The following is a 15,237-nucleotide window of genomic DNA, read 5'->3' as shown; positions in this document are numbered from 1 at the left end:
CCCGCCATGTTCGCCATCGAGGTCCGCGATCACATCATGATCGCCCATTCCCTGCCCCGCCCGGTCTTCGGCCCGGCCCAGGGGATGCACGGCGCGACCTTCGTCGTCGATGCCGCCTTCTTCGCCCGAGAGCTGGACGAGGACGGCCTCGCCATCGACATCGGCCTCGCCACCACCGAACTGAAGGAAGCCCTCGCCCCCCTCAACTACAAGAACCTTGACGAGGTACTGCCGGGCAAGATCACCACCACCGAATTCCTTGCCAAGCACATCTTCGACCAACTGGCCGCCCGCGCAGAGCGCATCGGCCCGAACATCGCCCGCATCCGCGTGACGCTACACGAATCCCACGCCGCCCGCGGCTGGTACGAGGCCGACCTGTGAAGCTCACCTTCGCCTATCCCGGCGATCTGGACCTGCCCACGGGCGGCTACGCCTATGACCGCCGCCTGATCGCGGAACTGCGCAAGCTGGGCTGGCAGGTGGACCTGCTGCCGCTCGGCGAAGGCTTTCCGAACCCCTCGCCGGACACCCGCAGCAAAGCCGAAGCCGCGCTGGACGCCCTGCCCCAAGGCAGCCGTATCCTGATCGACGGCCTCGCCTATGGCGTGCTGGACGCATGGGCCGCCCGCTCGACGCTGGACATCACCGCGCTGGTCCATCACCCGCTGGCGCTGGAAGGCGGCCTGCCGCCGGAAACCGAAACCGCCCTGCGCCAATCCGAAACCCGCGCCCTCGCAGCCGCCGCCCGCGTCATCGTCACCTCGCCCCAAACCGCGCGCGACCTTGCCGCCCAGTTCGGCATCCCCAACGCCACCGTCGCCCTGCCCGGCACCGACCCGGCCCCGATGGCCACGGGCAGCACCCCGCCGCTGATCCTGTCCATCGGCACGCTGATCCCGCGAAAGGGGCACGACATCCTGCTGGACGCGCTCGAAACCCTAAACGACCTCGACTGGACCTGCATCATCGCCGGATCGCGCAGCCTCGACCCCGCCACCGCCGCCGCGCTCGAATCCCGCGCCACCCCGCGCGTCACCTTCATGGGCGAGGTCGCAGACCCGCGCGCCCTTATGGCCCGCGCGAACATCTTCGCCCTTGCCAGCAAATACGAAGGCTACGGCATGGTCTTTGCCGAGGCGATGTCCCAAGGCCTGCCCATCGTTGCCTGCCGCGCGGGCGCGATCCCCGATGTCGTGCCGGAACGCGCGGGCATCCTCGTGCCGCCAAACGACGCCTCGGCCTTCGCCGCTGCCCTGCGCCTTCTGCTGACCGATCCCGCCACCCGCTGCCGCCTCGCCTCCGGCGCGGCCCGCACACCCCTGCCCCGCTGGACCGAAACCGCCCGCATCGTCGCCGAGGCGCTGGCATGAGCTTCACCGCCGCATGGCTGACCCTGCGCGAGCCTGCCGACCACGCCGCCCGCGATCCCGCCCTGCTGGACGCCTTCCGCGCAAGGATCACGCCCGCCACCCGCATCCTCGACATCGGCTGCGGCACCGGATCGACCCTGCGCGCGGTGAACCGCCCCGCCCGCTGGACCCTCGCCGACCGCGATCCCGCCTTGCTGACCGAAGCTGCACAGAACCACCCCCAGGCCGAAACCCTGCGGATCGACCTCGCCGACCTCTCCACGCTTCCCACCGCCGATCTGGTCACGGCCTCTGCCCTGTTCGACCTCTGCTCGCCCGCCTTCATTACGGATTTCGTTGCCCATCTTGGCAGACGCACCGGCCTCTATGCCGCGCTGAATTATGACGGGATGATGGAATGGTCCGACCCGCACCCACAGGACGGTGCCGTGGTCGCCGCCTTCAACCGTCATCAGCGGCGCGACAAGGGTTTCGGCCCCGCCGCTGGGCCAGAGGCGGCGCAAATCCTTGCCGCACGCTGCGAAGGGATGGGGCTTCGCGCCACCCTCGCCCCCAGCCCGTGGCTGCTCCAGCCCGGCCCGCTCCACACCGCCTTCGTCACGGGCGTCGCAGAGGCCGCCGCTGCAACCGGCATCGATACGCAAGACTGGCTCGCCGCGCGTCTCGCCTCTCGGGGGTCATGTCGCGTGGGGCATCTCGATCTTCTGGCACTGCCGGACGGCTGAGGGCAGGCGCAGCACGCAATCGAACAGAACGTCGCTGCCCATGTCGTAAACCTCGGTCACGGGGCGGCGCGCCTGCGACAGCCGCTCCACCGGGGGCAGGCTGATCCCCGATGGTCCGGCCCCGATGATCAGCGGCGCAACTGCCACATGCAGCCGGTCCAGCAGGTCGGCCTCGACGAATCGCGCGATGGTCCGCGCCCCGCCCTCGATCAGCACACGGCACAGCCCCCGCGCGGCCAATGCGTCCAGTATTGCGCCCGGACAAAGCCCCTTGGGCCCCCGCGGCAGGCGGATCGTTCCGGCAAACCGCACCGGCACGTCATCGGCCTGCACCACGATCACCTCGGTTCCGCCATCCTCCAGCATCTGCGCGTCGGCGGGCATCACACCGTTGCAGTCGATCACCACGCGTACCGGGTCCGGCCCCTCGGCCAGCCGCACCGACAGGCGCGGATCGTCGGACAGCACGGTCCCGATCCCCACCACCACGGCATCCACCAGCGCGCGACACCGATGCAGATGAACCAGCCCGCCCTGCCCCGACACGTCGCGCGCGTCCCCGGACACGGTCGCGATCCGCCCGTCCAGCGATTGACCGACCTGCGCCAGACAGAACCGGCCCCGCGCACCGGCGATTGGCCCATAAAGCGCCATCGTCGCCGCCGAGGCGCGATGCGCCGGCCCACCGCCGTCCCGCATATCCAGAAGGTCACGCCAGCCGCCCTGCGTCACAGTAACCCTCTGCACCTCGTATGCTTCCTTCCCCAAAGCCCGGCACCCGCACGGAACCAGAATCCACCTAGCCCCGCCCCCATCCCGGTCAAGCGGCAGGTCGCCTTCGCATCACGGGATGACGCACCCCGCACAGCGCGCCGCCCCGCCCGGCGCGATGCTGACCCCAAAGCGAGAGGCCAGAATGAACGCTCAGCCCAAGCCCCCTGCCGACAACGGCCGCTTCGTCAGCCGCGGCGCGGCCCATCTGTCGATCCGCGCCGTCGATGCGCCGCGCGACTTCCACTTCCTGCTTCTGCGCGGGATGACGATGCTGGCCTTCTCATCGGCGGTCGAACCGCTGCGCATCGCCAACCAGCTGACGGGCCGGTGCCTCTATCGCTGGTTCCTGCAATCCGAGGATGGCCAGCCCGTCCGCTGTTCCAACGGCATCGCGATCCCGGTGGACAGCGCCATTGCCACCGTCCCGCGCGAGGATACGGCCTTCATCTGCTCGGGTGTGGACGGATACCTTGCCGCATCGCCCCGCGCGCTGGCATGGCTGCGCGACCATGCCCGCCACGGCGGCACGGTCGGCGGCCTCTGCACCGGGGCGTTCAGCCTCGCCCGCGCGGGCCTTCTGGAAAGATCAGGCTTCACCATCCATTGGGAGGTCCACCCCACCTTCACCGAACACTTCCCCGACCTCGCCATTGCCGATGCGCTCTATGTCCAGCACAAGCGCGTGCTGACCTGCGGCGGCGGCAACGCGGCAGTGGACATGATGACTGCGCTGATCGCCGCCGACCACGGCGCGGCGTTGGCGCAGATGGTCTCCGACATGTGCCTGCACGGTCGCTCCCGCATCGCCGACGACCGCCAGCGCGTCTCGCTTGCCGCCACCTATCAGACGCGGCACCCGGTGCTTCTGCGCATCATCCGCCAGATGGTCGAGGAACGGGCCGACGAATTCTCGCTCGCCGGCATCCTCGATGCCGAAAAAATCTCGCGCCGTCAGGTGGAACGCCTGTTCAACGACCATATCGGCACCTCGCCCGCGAAATTCCTGCGCCGCATCCGGCTGGACCGCGCGCATGGCCTGATGTCCGAAACCGACATGACCCTGACCGAGATCGCCTTCGCCTCCGGCTTCAACTCCCTCGCCGCCTTCCGCAAGGCATGGAGCGCGCGTCACGGCGCCTTGCCCCGCTATCGCCACAGAACCTAGCGCGGCACCCGCGTCAGATCGTCCAGCCACACCTTCGCCACCCCGTCCGAAGGCGCACGCCAATCCCCGCGCGGCGACAGCGCCCCGCCGGCAGACACCTTCGGCCCGTTCGGCAGCGCGGACCGCTTGAACTGCGCCGTCTGGAAGAACCGCCACAGGAACCCTTCCAGCCATTTGCAGATGGTCGCCAGATCGTATTCGTTCTTCTTGCCCTCGGGGAATCCCGCAGGCCAATTGCCCGCCGCACGGTCCCGCCACGCATGCCAGGCCAGAAACGCCAACTTCGACGGCGTGAACCCATAGCGCATGATGTGGAACAAAAAGAAATCGTGCAGCTCATACGGCCCGATCTTCGCCTCGGTCCCCTGCAAGACCTCGCCCGGCACCAGTTCCGGCGAAATCTCCGTCTCCAGAATGCGCCGCAGAACCTCTGCCGCGCCCGCGTCCACCTGCGTATCGGCCGTCCAGCGGATCAGATACTGGATCAGCGTCTTCGGCACCCCGGCATTCACGCCGTAATGGCTCATGTGATCGCCTACGCCATAGGTGCACCAGCCCAGCGCCAGCTCCGACAGATCGCCCGTCCCGATCACGAAGCCGTCCCGCTGGTTCGCCAACCGGAACAGGTAATCGGTCCGCAGTCCGGCCTGCACATTCTCGAACGCGATGTCATATACCGGCTCGCCATCCGCAAAGGGATGCCCCATATCGGTCAGCATCTGCCGCGCGGCGGGGCGAATGTCGATCTCCTCGGCGCTGATGCCCAGCGCGCGCATCAGCGCCCAGGCATTGCCCTTCGTCTCATCTCCCGTCGCGAATCCGGGCATGGTGAAGCCAAGGATGTTCGTGCGCGGCAGCCCCAGAAGGTCCATCACCTTCGCCGCCACGATCAACGCATGTGTGCTGTCCAGCCCGCCCGAAATCCCGATGACCAGATTCTTCACCGGCGTCGATTCGAACCGCCGCCGCAGCCCGTCCACCTGGATCGAGAACGCCTCGTAACAATCCTGATCCCGCATCGCCTCGCGGTTCGGCACATAGGGGAAGCGCCGCAGGGACCGCCGCAGATCCTCCGCCCCGCCCACCGGATGCCCGAACCCCACCACCCGGTATCCGCCGACGCCCTCGGCCGCATCCGCAAACGTCCCCGTCCGCATCCGCTCGGACAATATCCGCCCCACATCCACATCGGCGATGCAAAGCTGCGGCTCCAGCGCGAAACGCGGCGATTCCGCCAGCAGCTCGCCCAACTCGTGGATCGCCCCCTGCCCGTCCCAGGCCAGATCGGTCGTGCTTTCCCCCGACCCGGCCGCGGAATAGGCATAGGCCGCGACTGCCCGCATCGACTGGCTGGCACACAGCAGATGCCGGTCCGACGCCTTGCCGATGGTGATGTTGGACGCCGAAAGATTCGCCAGCACCACCGCCCCCGCAAGCGCCGCCTTGGTCGAGGGCGGCTCCGGCGACCAGAAATCCTCGCAGATCTCGGCATGGAACACGAAACCGGGCAGCACCTCCGACCGGAACAGCAGGTCCACGCCGAACGGCACCTCCTGCCCCGCCACACGGATCGTCCCGCCCCGCTGCCCCCGCCCATGCGCGAACCAGCGTTTCTCGTAATACTCGCGGTAATTCGGCAGGAACGACTTCGGCACCACGCCCAGCACCCTGCCGCCCGCCACCGCCACCGCGCAGTTGAAGATCCGCCCCCCGTCCCGCAGCGGCGCGCCGATCAGCACCGCCGCCTCGCTCGCCGCCGCGATCACCCCCACCGCATCCTCGACCGCATCCAGCAGCGCCGCCTGCATATGCAGATCGTCGATGGCATAGGAGGACAGGCACAATTCCGGACAGACCAGCAGATCGACCTTCTCGCGCGCCGCCGCCGCCATCCGCTCCAGCACGGCATCGCGGTTGAACGCCACATCGGCGGGCCGCACGGCAGGCGTGCAGGTCGCCACGCGCACGAATCCGTGGCGGTGGATGGACTGGAACGGCAGATCGCGACTCACGGGGGCATCTCCTTGCAGCCAGCCGCAAATTAGCCCCCACCGCCGCCAGCACAAGCCCCGCAAGCCTGTTGCGCGAAACGCCCGCCCTCCCTTACGCTTCTTAGCGTAGGCCCGCGCGTGGAGGCGCGGCGCCCGGGGGATATCACATGCAGATATTGCTGGCGCTTTCGCGCCTGATCGATTCCGTCAACACATTCATAGGGAAATCCGTCTCGTGGCTGCTTCTGGCGGCCATCCTCATCAGCGCCGTGAACGCGGTGATGCGAAAGGCCTTCTCCATCAGTTCCAACGCCTGGCTGGAGGCGCAGTGGTATCTGTTCTCCGCCGCCTTCCTGCTGGCTGCGGCCTATACCCTGCTGCGGAACGAACATGTGCGGGTGGACCTCGTCTTCGGCACCCTGTCCCGCCGCAAGCAGCTTCTCGTCGAAATCTTCGGCACGATCCTGTTTCTCATGCCCTTCTGCCTCGTGACGATCTGGCTGTCATGGCCGATCGCGATGGACAAGCTCGCCTCGGGCGAGGTGTCGAACAACACCGGCGGGCTCGTGCAATGGCCGGCATGGCTGCTCATCCCCATCGGCTTCACGCTTCTGGCGCTGCAAGGGCTGTCCGAGCTGATCAAGCGCATCGCCATCCTTGGCGGTCTGATCCCCGACCCCGTGGCCGAGGCGGATGCCGAAGCCGCCGCGCTGGTGGAGTAACCCCATGTCCTTCATCGCAGAAAACCTCGCCCCGATCATGTTCGCCTCGCTGATCGTGGTGCTTCTGATCGGCTATCCGGTCGCCTTCGCGCTGGCCTTCGTCGGCTTCGTCTTCGGCTTCATCGGGATCGAGATGGGCCTCCTGCCGATCAACCTGTTTCAGGCGATCCCCGACCGCATCTTCGGCCAGATGTCGAACGAGACGTTGCTCGCCATCCCCTTCTTCACCTTCATGGGCCTGATCCTCGAACGATCCGGCATGGCCGAGGCGCTGCTGGACACGATCGGCCAACTGTTCGGCCCGATCCGCGGCGGCATCGCCTATGCGGTCATCTTCGTCGGTGCGATCCTTGCGGCCACCACCGGGGTCGTCGCGGCCTCTGTCATCTCCATGGGTCTGATTTCATTGCCGATCATGCTGCGATACGGCTATGACCGGCGCATCGCGGCAGGCACCATCGCGGCCTCGGGAACGCTGGCGCAGATCATTCCGCCCAGCCTCGTGCTCATCATTCTCGCCGACCAGTTGGGCCGGTCGGTGGGCGACATGTATAAAGGCGCACTGGTTCCTGGCCTGATGCTGGTGGGCGCCTATGCCGCCTATATCGCCATCACCTCCATCATCGCACCGAACAAGGTCCCCGCCCTGCCACCCGAGGCGCGCACCCTGCGCGGCTGGAAGCTGCTGGGCCGGGTCCTCACCTCGCTCATTCCGCCGCTGATCCTGATCTTCCTCGTGCTGGGGACGATCTTCTTCGGCATCGCCACCCCGACCGAAGGGGGCGCAATGGGCGCGGTGGGCGCGCTGGTCCTTGCGGCCATGAACGGCAAACTGACCCTGCCACTGCTGCGCGACTCGCTCTACTCCACCGTGCGGCTGTCGGCCTTCGTTCTGTTCATCCTTCTGGGCGCGCGGGTCTTTTCGCTGACCTTTTATGGCATCAACGGCCATGTCTGGGTCGAACATCTGATGACCTCGGTTCCGGGGGGCGAGATCGGCTTCCTGATCCTTGCCAACCTGCTGGTCTTCTTCCTCGCCTTCTTCCTCGACTATTTCGAGCTGGCCTTCATCATCATCCCCCTGCTGGCCCCGGTGGCCGACAGCCTCGGGATCGATCTGATCTGGTTCGGGGTGATGCTGGCGATCAACATGCAGACCTCGTTCATGCATCCGCCCTTCGGCTTCTCGCTGTTCTTCCTGCGATCCGTGGCCCCAAGCCGCGCCTACAAGGACCGGGTGACGGGCCGCACGATCCAGCCGGTGACCTCGGGGCAGATCTATATGGGGGCGATCCCCTTTCTGGTGATCCAGCTTGCGATGGTGGCGATCGTCGTCGCCTTCCCCGGCCTTGTCACGCATTACCGGTCCGGCATCGTCGCGGCGGACCCGGACAGCATCCAGATCAACGTCCCGATGCCGGGAACCGACGGCTTCGCGATGCCCTCTGTCCCCACCTTCGGCGCGCCCCCTGCGCCGGGCGGGGCCCCTGCCCTGCCCCCGCCGCCCAGCTTCGGCACACCCGCAAACTGATTTTCACGGAGGAGAACCACATGAAGTCCATAGACCGTCGCCGTTTCCTGTCCCGAAGCGCCCTTGCCGGGGCCGCCACCGCATTGGCGGCTCCGGCGGTGGCGCAAAGCCAGCCGGAAGTCCGCTGGCGCCTGACCTCGGGCTTTCCCAACAACCTCGACACGATCTATGGCGGCGCGACCGTCATGGCCGAGGCGCTGTCCGCCATGACCGGCGGCCGTTTCCAGATTCAGGTCTTTCAAGCCGGCGAGCTTGTTCCCGGCCCGCAAGCCATCGACGCCGTGCAGGCCGGCACGGTCGAGATCGCCCATACCTGCGGATACTATTTCACCGGCAAGAACCCTACCTTCGCCATCGGCTCGGCCATTCCCTTCGGCCTCAATTCCCGGCTGCAGAATGCGTGGCTCTATCATGGCGGTGGCAACGAAGCCTATGACGAGTTCTTGTCCGCCTATAACATGATCGGCAAACCCGGCGGCGGCACCGGCGCGCAGATGGGCGGCTGGTATCGCAAGGAAATCAACAGCTTGGCCGATCTTTCGGGTTTGAAAATGCGCATCGCAGGCGTCGCGGGCGAGGTCATGTCGCGCCTTGGCGTCGTGCCGCAGCAACTTCCGGGCGGCGACATCTATCCGGCGCTGGAACGCGGGACGATCGACGCCGCGGAATGGGTCGGCCCCTATGACGACGAACGGCTCGGCTTCTATCAGATCGCGCCCTATTACTATTATCCCGCGTTCTGGGAAGGCGGTCTGACGATCCACTTCTTCATCAACCGCCAGCAGCATGACGCCCTTCCTGAAGAGTTCAAGGCGGCGCTGGACACGGCCTGCAAGGCCGCGAACATCAACATGCAGGCGCTTTACGATGTGAAGAACAAGGACGCGATCCGGTCGCTGGTTGGCAAAGGGGCGCAACTCCGCCCCCTGCCGATGGATGTGATGCAAGCCGCCTACAAGGCGACGTTCGAGCTTTACGCCGAATACAGCGAACGCGTGCCGGAGTGGGCCGCGATCTATCCGGGCTGGAAGAAATTCCGCGACGAGGGGTTCGAATGGTTCCGCGTCGCCGAATACAGCTATGAAAGCTATGCCTATGCAGCGCAAGCGGCGGGGCAATAGCCGGAAACCGCGCCCCTCAACCTCCCCCGCTCAGGGGGAGGCATCGGCCCGCGGGCAAACGCTTCGCGCTTGCGGCGCCTGCATGTTCACGTTTCGGCCCGAGGCTGACGGTTTCGCGGCGAAACCTCATGCCGGACCCAGCAGCCTCTCCAGTTCCAACATCGCGGCTTCGACCAGATCCGCGCTGACCCGGTCGCCGTCCAGCCGGATGAACCAACCGTTGGAATCGACACCCGATGTCAGGGTTATTTGCGTCGCAAGCCGTGCCTTGCGCCCGCGAGAGACGGATTTCGGTCGCCCTCCCCTTTCGGGCCGCGGTGCCGCCGATTGAAGGCCCGCGATCCCGTCATCGATGATCTGCATCTCCTCCTCGGGGCTTTCGGGCGTGCGGTCTGCCAAGGCTTCGCGCAGCGCGGCCTCATGCCCATCGCGCAGGGCGGCGGCGATCTTCAGCCCGTCCTTTTCACGCAAGGCGCCGGGAAAAGTCAGCATGTCGCCCAGTTCTTCGAAGACCAGCGCGAAGGAGCGGACCTTGGACCTTTTGGCCTTGGAGGCCGACACGAACAGCGCATCCACCGCGGCTTCGACATTCGGAAACGCGCCTTGCTTTGCGGCGATGACGGCGATGCGCCCGCGCTCGAAATGGCTCAGGTTGGCGCGGACCTCGTTTTCCTCGACCATGGCGGCAAAGGTTCCGCCCATTGCCTCGGGGTCGCGGACAATGGCTTTGATGGTCAGGTATTTTTCCTGACCGCTAAGCGCGAGGAGGTTCTGGACTGCGCGGAGGCGCCGATAGCCGGACAGAAGACCGTAGCGCTTGCCGGGCCCCTCCATCTCGAACACCTCGACCGGGAGGCGCATGCCCTGCGCGGCAATGGAAAGCTGCAACTCGGTCAGCTCGTCACTGTCCAGCGCGATGCGATCGCGAACGATGGCGTCGGGTTCGATATCCGTCAGCGGGATTTCCCGCAGCATCAGACCGCGGCGGTCGGCATCCCGGTGGCGTTCGGCATCGACGCGGTCCTTGGCGGCCTCCGCACGCTCGACGGGTGGGCGCGGATCATGCGCGCTGGCGGCCTCGGCTGCGACCTGGCTGATGGGCGCGACCAGCGGCATGCGGGAGGTTTCGCGGCGAAACTCCTCCTCGAACCGCGTGAGATCATCGGCGGACGGCGCTTCGAGCTTCCTGCGTTTAGCCATTCTCCGCCTCCTTCTCGGCCAGTTTCATATCGCGCCACCAGGTTCCCAGAAGCACGCGTTTCACCTCGGCCCATGTCTGATCGAAGGTTTCGCGCCCCCGGACATAGGTGTCGCGGTTGAAGTCACGATAATCGGTTTCGTAGATTCCCGAAACCTGCTCGCCGGCCTGACCGACCATGGCGGTGATCTCCTGCCGATAGGTGGTCATGAAATCCCCGAAATAGGCCTGGACCACATTCGCCAGATCCGTCTGCTGGGCAGGATCGAACCGGGTGATCAGCGCCCGCACGGCATCCCATTCGAACCGCATCTCGGGCAGTCCGTCGGCGCGGCGGGCACGGTTTTCACCTTCTTCGATCGAAGCGAAGGTGGAGTAGATCATGTCGAAGAAGCGTCCGGTCGAGTCGAATTCGAGGAAGGACGCGCCCAGCGGCACGAGCAGGATATCTGCCGCCGAAAGGGCGTTGATGGTCAGATAGCCAAGGGCAGGGGCCGTGTCCAAAAGGACGATATCGTATTCGTCAAGGATGCCAGCATCGGACAATGCATTCCCCAGACTGTCCCAGAGCGGCCAGTTTCGAAGCTGCATCCGCCAGACCGGCACCTGAAATTCGGCCCAGTAGAGGTTCAGCTGAGCACCGATCAGGTCGATGTTCGGCCAATGGGTTTTCTGGATCAGGTTTCGCGGCGAAACCTTCAGCGCCTCGGTCAAGGTTTCGTCGAAGGGCAGGGGGGGCTGGCCCGCAGCCTCGCGCACTTTGTTTTCAGCCTGAAGATGCATGGCGAAATCGCGGGCCAGCATGGGGAAGGCGGTCTGCCATTCGTCGGTGACCTGACCGCCCATGATCGAGGTCATCGAGCCCTGGCTGTCGAGGTCGATGACAAGGACGCGGTATCCGTCAAGTGCCGCCGACATGGCAAGGTGGGCAGCGGTCGAAGTCTTGCCGACGCCGCCCTTGAAGTTCGCAACTGCGACGACCTTCGCCGGAAGCCCTTCGGGACGCCACGCCTTGTATTCGCGCCAGCCTGCACCCTCGGTTGCGAAATGATCGCGAAGGATAAGGATTTCGTCCAGTGTGAACCATTTCGCGCCACCTTCGCCGGTGCCCTGCGGCAGGTCCGGATGCGATTTGAGGACACGGCGGAGATGGGCCGGAGCGATGGGGATGAGGTATTTGCACACTTCCCAAGTGGAGAAACGGCGAAGGCGCTTCTTGCCGTCCGGGGCATAGCCGCGCTTGGCCAGATCGTCGCGCCCCCGTGCCGCGAAAGCCGCGGCCTTGGCGAATCGCGACGTATCTATAGGTTGGGCGAGGCGGGCGGCCTCCTCCTCTGGGTCGATGCCGAAATAGGGCGGAAGATCTGATTTGCTGCTCATCCTGCGCTCTCTTGTACGCGATTTATCCAGATATTCGTCGTTCAGTCGCACATCCGAAGCCAGATGTGAATCGCCAAGACCCCTTTCCAAGGAAATATCGAAAAAAGCAGCAACCTGAAGTTTCGAATCTTTGGATATTTTAGAATCTTTGGAGCCAGCAAGTCTATGTTTAGAAACATGAATTCTTGCCAAAGGTGCCCGTGTTCGGGATGTGGGGTGACCGAATACGGGGTGAAAGGTGCCCGGATACGGGATGAAGGGTGCTGATTCTGCCGAAAAGCGAATCGGAAGGGGGTTTTCCTTGGTTTTTTTGGGGATGGTGAAGGTGGCGATTGGGTTGTCCACAGGGCCCGTCCCGTAAACGGATACCTTTCGCGGAACCTCTGCGTCAAAGGTGCCCGGATACGGGATGGGTGGAAAGGTGCCGGAAGGGCGCTTGTGGGTGGGTGCCTTTGGGTTTAGCCTCGGGGGCAGAGAGTCGCGAAGACTCCGGAGCAGTGATGAGGCAGGCGGATGAACGACATCCCCAGGGACCAGTTGACCGGAGCGTTGCGGCGCGGGGCGGTCAAGAAGCATGTGGCGGCGATCCATGTATCAGGCAAGCTGTCGTTGTTGCAGCGGCGGTTGTCGAACGTGCTGCTGCTGAATGCCTATGACACGCTGGTGACGCAGCAGGTGCACCGGATCGATGCGCGCACGCTGTGCCTGATGATCGGATACAATTCGAACGATATGGACACGCTGAAGGCGGCGCTGCGCGGGCTGGCCGAGACGGTGGCCGAGTGGGACATGCTGGACGAGGAGGGGCGGCAGGAATGGGGTGTGTCCTCGCTGCTGTCCTATGCCAAGCTGAAGGGCGGGGTTTGCGAATATGGGTATTCGCCGGCGCTGGCGTCGAAGCTGAACGATCCGAAGGTCTTTGCGCTGATCAACCTGAACATCCAGCGGCGCTTCACCTCGGGGCATGCGCTGGCGCTGTATGAGAACTGTTATCGCTTCGTGCGGACGGGCAGCACCGGGTGGTGGTCGCTGGATATATTCCGGCGGTTGATGGGCGTGAACGACAGCGCCTATTACGAGGTGTTCAAGCATCTGAATGCCAAGATCATCAAGCCCGCGGTGGAGGAGGTCAACCGGTCCTCGAACATCGTGATCGAGCCGGAGACGCGGAAGATGGGCCGGACGGTGACCGATATCCGGTTCCTGATCCGCGAGAACCCGCAGCTTGCGATTCTGGATCTGGATGACGGGGAAGGGACCCGGCGCTCGCCCGTTTATGAGCGGTTGCGCCGTCTGGGTGCGGCGGACCGGCTGGCGCGGCAGTGGATCGCCGAACATGGGGAAGGGCATGTCGATGCCAAGCTGGATCATGTGGAAGGGCAGGGGGGTATCAGGAACCCCGTCGGCTATTTGACGGCGGCGCTGCGGGTGCCGGAACCTGCGGTGCTGTCGCCGCGCGCGCAACAGCTGAGCCGGATACAGGAGCTGGTGTCGAGCCGGACGCCGACGCAGCGCGACGCCGACCGGCGGCTGTTCCTGTCGATGCTGTCGGGCGCGGCGCGCGACGATTTCGAGCGGCACGGCTGGATGAGTGCGCTGAACGCGGAAGCGGTTCGGCTGTTCTGGGAGGAGTTGCACCCCGGTGCCTTCGACTGACCTCTTGCAGCCGCGCGCCGGAGGCCCCATTTTCAAGGACGTTCCAAGGAGTAGCCCCATGTTCTCGATCCCCGGCAAGCAGGCGGTCAGCATCACCCCGGCGGCGGCGCGGCAGATCGCGCGGCTGATGACGAAGCAGAACTCTGCCGGTCTTCGGATCGGCGTAAAGAAGGGCGGCTGCGCCGGGATGGAATACACCATGGACTATGTGTCCGAGGTGAACCCGATGGACGAGACGGTCGAGCAAGATGGCGCGCGGGTGATGATCGCCCCCATGGCGCAGATGTTCCTGTTCGGGACCGAGATCGACTACGAGACCTCGCTTCTGGAATCGGGGTTCAAATTCCGCAATCCGAATGTGGCCGAGGCATGCGGCTGTGGGGAATCCATCAAGTTCAAGGACATGTGACGGCTTCCCTGCCACGTCCGTCTCGCGTAACCTCCGCCCGTTCAATGGAGGTTGTGGATGCGTAAGCTGGCGGCGGGAAACTGGAAGATGAACGGCCTTGCGGCCGATCTGGCCGAGATCGAGGCCATTGCGGCCGGGGCGCCCGAAGGGTGCGAAGTGCTGATCTGCCCGCCTGCGACACTGCTTGCGCGCGCCGCTGCGTTCGGTCTGGCGGTGGGCGGGCAGGATTGCCATGCGAAGGGGGCGGGCGCGCATACGGGTGATCTGTCCGCCGCGATGCTTGCCGATGCCGGGGCGGAATATGTCATCGTCGGCCATTCGGAACGGCGCGCGGATCATGGCGAGACCAGTGAAGAAGTGGCCGCGAAGGCGCAGGCCGCCCAAGGCGCAGGGCTGACCGCCATCGTCTGCGTGGGCGAGACCGAGGCGGAACGCGACGCGGGTCGCACGCTGGACGTGGTTGGCGCGCAGATCGCCGCGTCTGTCGCCGGGCTCGATCCCGCGCGGCTGGTCGTCGCTTATGAGCCGGTCTGGGCCATCGGCACAGGCCGCACGCCAACGCTGGAGGAAATCGCCGAAGTTCATGGCTTCCTACGCGCGCGGGTGGACGTTCCGCTTTTGTATGGCGGTTCGGTCAAGCCGGGCAACGCCGCCGAGATATTTGCCGTGCCGGACGTCAACGGCGCGCTGGTGGGCGGCGCAAGCCTGAAGTCGGCCGACTTCCTTGCGATTGCGAAGGCGTTGGCAGCGGCTTGAACTTCGCCCCCGGCGTGATATTCAGCGCCTCTGCGGATGGGTGGCCGAGCGGTTTAAGGCTCCAGTCTTGAAAACTGGCGTAGGGGTGACTCTACCGTGGGTTCGAATCCCACCCCATCCGCCAGATAAGACTCTCCCTCTTCTGCGGCATCTAATGCCATGAAGATGCGGGTCAATTTCGGTGTTCGAAAGCCTCGTCTGTTGTGGTAGACGAGAGGGCTGTCGAAACATAACTTCAGAAGGAGCTTTCGCTCCTGCAAGTTGCCGCCCAGCCACGCGTTTTCCGGATCATAGATATATTTTGCGGTGTGTTCGAACAGGTCCGCGTTCGCTGCAGGGCGAGAACGTGTCCTGTCCAGCTTAGCAAGCGACAGCGCGTGTTCATGCCGCGTCTGGATGAGCTTAGGGTCCAGACTCATTGAGTTTCAGAGCCAGA

The 15,237-nt window shown here is 65.2% G+C and carries 14 protein-coding genes and 1 tRNA gene; 11 read left to right on the top strand and 4 right to left on the bottom strand.

Features of this window, described 5'->3' with window-relative positions; all coding sequences use genetic code 11:
- The first annotated feature begins 6 nt into the window (after positions 1-6).
- Genes E2K76_RS15310 through E2K76_RS15300 form a run of 3 tightly spaced genes read left to right on the top strand, consistent with a single transcriptional unit; the run spans position 7 to position 2,098 of the window.
- The gene (locus E2K76_RS15310) at positions 7-384 is read left to right on the top strand and encodes a 6-pyruvoyl trahydropterin synthase family protein (RefSeq protein WP_136685283.1); all 378 of its coding nucleotides are present in this window, start codon (positions 7-9) and stop codon (positions 382-384) included.
- On the top strand, positions 381-1,373 hold the full coding sequence (locus E2K76_RS15305) for a glycosyltransferase family 4 protein (RefSeq protein WP_136685281.1): 993 nt from the start codon (positions 381-383) through the stop codon (positions 1,371-1,373). Before E2K76_RS15310 ends, E2K76_RS15305 begins: the two co-directional genes overlap by 4 nt.
- A complete protein-coding gene (locus E2K76_RS15300; RefSeq protein ID WP_136685280.1) occupies positions 1,370-2,098 on the top strand; it encodes a class I SAM-dependent methyltransferase in 729 nt (242 codons plus the stop codon). Before E2K76_RS15305 ends, E2K76_RS15300 begins: the two co-directional genes overlap by 4 nt.
- Here the strand turns inward: E2K76_RS15300 and E2K76_RS15295 are convergent.
- Entirely contained in the window at positions 2,051-2,845 is a 795-nt protein-coding gene (locus tag E2K76_RS15295; protein WP_246032981.1) for a RibD family protein, read from the bottom strand. The two genes, E2K76_RS15300 and E2K76_RS15295, sit on opposite strands and share 48 nt — an antisense overlap.
- A 169-nt stretch (positions 2,846-3,014) precedes the next feature.
- On the opposite strand from E2K76_RS15295, the gene E2K76_RS15290 reads away from it, so the two are divergent.
- A complete protein-coding gene (locus E2K76_RS15290) occupies positions 3,015-4,037 on the top strand; it encodes a GlxA family transcriptional regulator (RefSeq protein ID WP_136685279.1) in 1,023 nt (340 codons plus the stop codon).
- Here the strand turns inward: E2K76_RS15290 and E2K76_RS15285 are convergent.
- On the bottom strand, positions 4,034-6,049 hold the full coding sequence (locus tag E2K76_RS15285; protein ID WP_136685276.1) for an NAD(+) synthase: 2,016 nt from the start codon (positions 6,047-6,049) through the stop codon (positions 4,034-4,036). The two genes, E2K76_RS15290 and E2K76_RS15285, sit on opposite strands and share 4 nt — an antisense overlap.
- Positions 6,050-6,195: 146 nt before the next feature.
- Here E2K76_RS15285 and E2K76_RS15280 point away from each other — a divergent pair, with 146 nt between their 5' ends.
- The 3 genes from E2K76_RS15280 to E2K76_RS15270 are packed head-to-tail and all read left to right on the top strand — an operon-like array spanning position 6,196 to position 9,402.
- Complete coding sequence (locus E2K76_RS15280) at positions 6,196-6,750, top strand: TRAP transporter small permease subunit (protein ID WP_136685274.1); 555 nt, start codon at positions 6,196-6,198, stop codon at positions 6,748-6,750.
- A 4-nt stretch (positions 6,751-6,754) separates the two neighbouring features.
- A complete protein-coding gene (locus E2K76_RS15275) occupies positions 6,755-8,281 on the top strand; it encodes a TRAP transporter large permease (RefSeq protein WP_136685272.1) in 1,527 nt (508 codons plus the stop codon).
- Positions 8,282-8,310: 29 nt separating this feature from the next.
- Positions 8,311-9,402 (top strand): TRAP transporter substrate-binding protein, encoded by a 1,092-nt coding sequence (locus tag E2K76_RS15270; RefSeq protein ID WP_220432266.1) that lies wholly within the window; start codon positions 8,311-8,313, stop codon positions 9,400-9,402.
- Between the two features lie 126 nt (positions 9,403-9,528).
- Here the strand turns inward: E2K76_RS15270 and E2K76_RS15265 are convergent, their stop codons facing one another.
- A complete protein-coding gene (locus E2K76_RS15265; RefSeq protein ID WP_136685268.1) occupies positions 9,529-10,602 on the bottom strand; it encodes a ParB/RepB/Spo0J family partition protein in 1,074 nt (357 codons plus the stop codon).
- On the bottom strand, positions 10,595-11,980 hold the full coding sequence (locus E2K76_RS15260) for an AAA family ATPase (RefSeq protein ID WP_136685267.1): 1,386 nt from the start codon (positions 11,978-11,980) through the stop codon (positions 10,595-10,597). Before E2K76_RS15260 ends, E2K76_RS15265 begins: the two co-directional genes overlap by 8 nt.
- A gap of 513 nt (positions 11,981-12,493) precedes the next feature.
- Between E2K76_RS15260 and E2K76_RS15255 the strand changes: the two genes are divergently transcribed.
- From E2K76_RS15255 to E2K76_RS15240, 4 genes are all read left to right on the top strand, one after another.
- A complete protein-coding gene (locus E2K76_RS15255) occupies positions 12,494-13,636 on the top strand; it encodes a replication initiation protein (protein WP_136685265.1) in 1,143 nt (380 codons plus the stop codon).
- A gap of 58 nt (positions 13,637-13,694) precedes the next feature.
- Positions 13,695-14,045 (top strand): HesB/IscA family protein, encoded by a 351-nt coding sequence (locus E2K76_RS15250; protein WP_136685263.1) that lies wholly within the window; start codon positions 13,695-13,697, stop codon positions 14,043-14,045.
- A 57-nt stretch (positions 14,046-14,102) separates the two neighbouring features.
- Entirely contained in the window at positions 14,103-14,801 is a 699-nt protein-coding gene (gene tpiA, locus E2K76_RS15245) for a triose-phosphate isomerase (protein ID WP_136685261.1), read from the top strand.
- 34 nt (positions 14,802-14,835) lie between these two features.
- Positions 14,836-14,925 (top strand) — tRNA-Ser (locus E2K76_RS15240).
- The last annotated feature ends 312 nt before the right edge of the window (positions 14,926-15,237 follow it).

The sequence above is a fragment of the Falsirhodobacter xinxiangensis genome, from assembly GCF_004959935.1.
In the GTDB taxonomy this organism is placed as follows: domain Bacteria; phylum Pseudomonadota; class Alphaproteobacteria; order Rhodobacterales; family Rhodobacteraceae; genus Falsirhodobacter; species Falsirhodobacter xinxiangensis.
This window is presented reverse-complemented; position numbering and strand designations above follow the sequence as displayed.

Bases quoted from the DNA above. Each gene is read 5' to 3' on its own strand.
- E2K76_RS15310 (WP_136685283.1), top strand. From the start codon at position 7: ATGTTCGCCATCGAGGTCCGCGATCACATCATGATCGCCCATTCCCTG.
- E2K76_RS15280 (WP_136685274.1), top strand. From the start codon at position 6,196: ATGCAGATATTGCTGGCGCTTTCGCGCCTGATCGATTCCGTCAACACA.
- E2K76_RS15260 (WP_136685267.1), bottom strand. From the start codon at position 11,980: ATGAGCAGCAAATCAGATCTTCCGCCCTATTTCGGCATCGACCCAGAG.
- E2K76_RS15290 (WP_136685279.1), top strand. From the start codon at position 3,015: ATGAACGCTCAGCCCAAGCCCCCTGCCGACAACGGCCGCTTCGTCAGC.
- E2K76_RS15250 (WP_136685263.1), top strand. From the start codon at position 13,695: ATGTTCTCGATCCCCGGCAAGCAGGCGGTCAGCATCACCCCGGCGGCG.
- E2K76_RS15255 (WP_136685265.1), top strand. From the start codon at position 12,494: ATGAACGACATCCCCAGGGACCAGTTGACCGGAGCGTTGCGGCGCGGG.
- E2K76_RS15265 (WP_136685268.1), bottom strand. From the start codon at position 10,602: ATGGCTAAACGCAGGAAGCTCGAAGCGCCGTCCGCCGATGATCTCACG.
- E2K76_RS15275 (WP_136685272.1), top strand. From the start codon at position 6,755: ATGTCCTTCATCGCAGAAAACCTCGCCCCGATCATGTTCGCCTCGCTG.
- tpiA (WP_136685261.1), top strand. From the start codon at position 14,103: ATGCGTAAGCTGGCGGCGGGAAACTGGAAGATGAACGGCCTTGCGGCC.
- E2K76_RS15300 (WP_136685280.1), top strand. From the start codon at position 1,370: ATGAGCTTCACCGCCGCATGGCTGACCCTGCGCGAGCCTGCCGACCAC.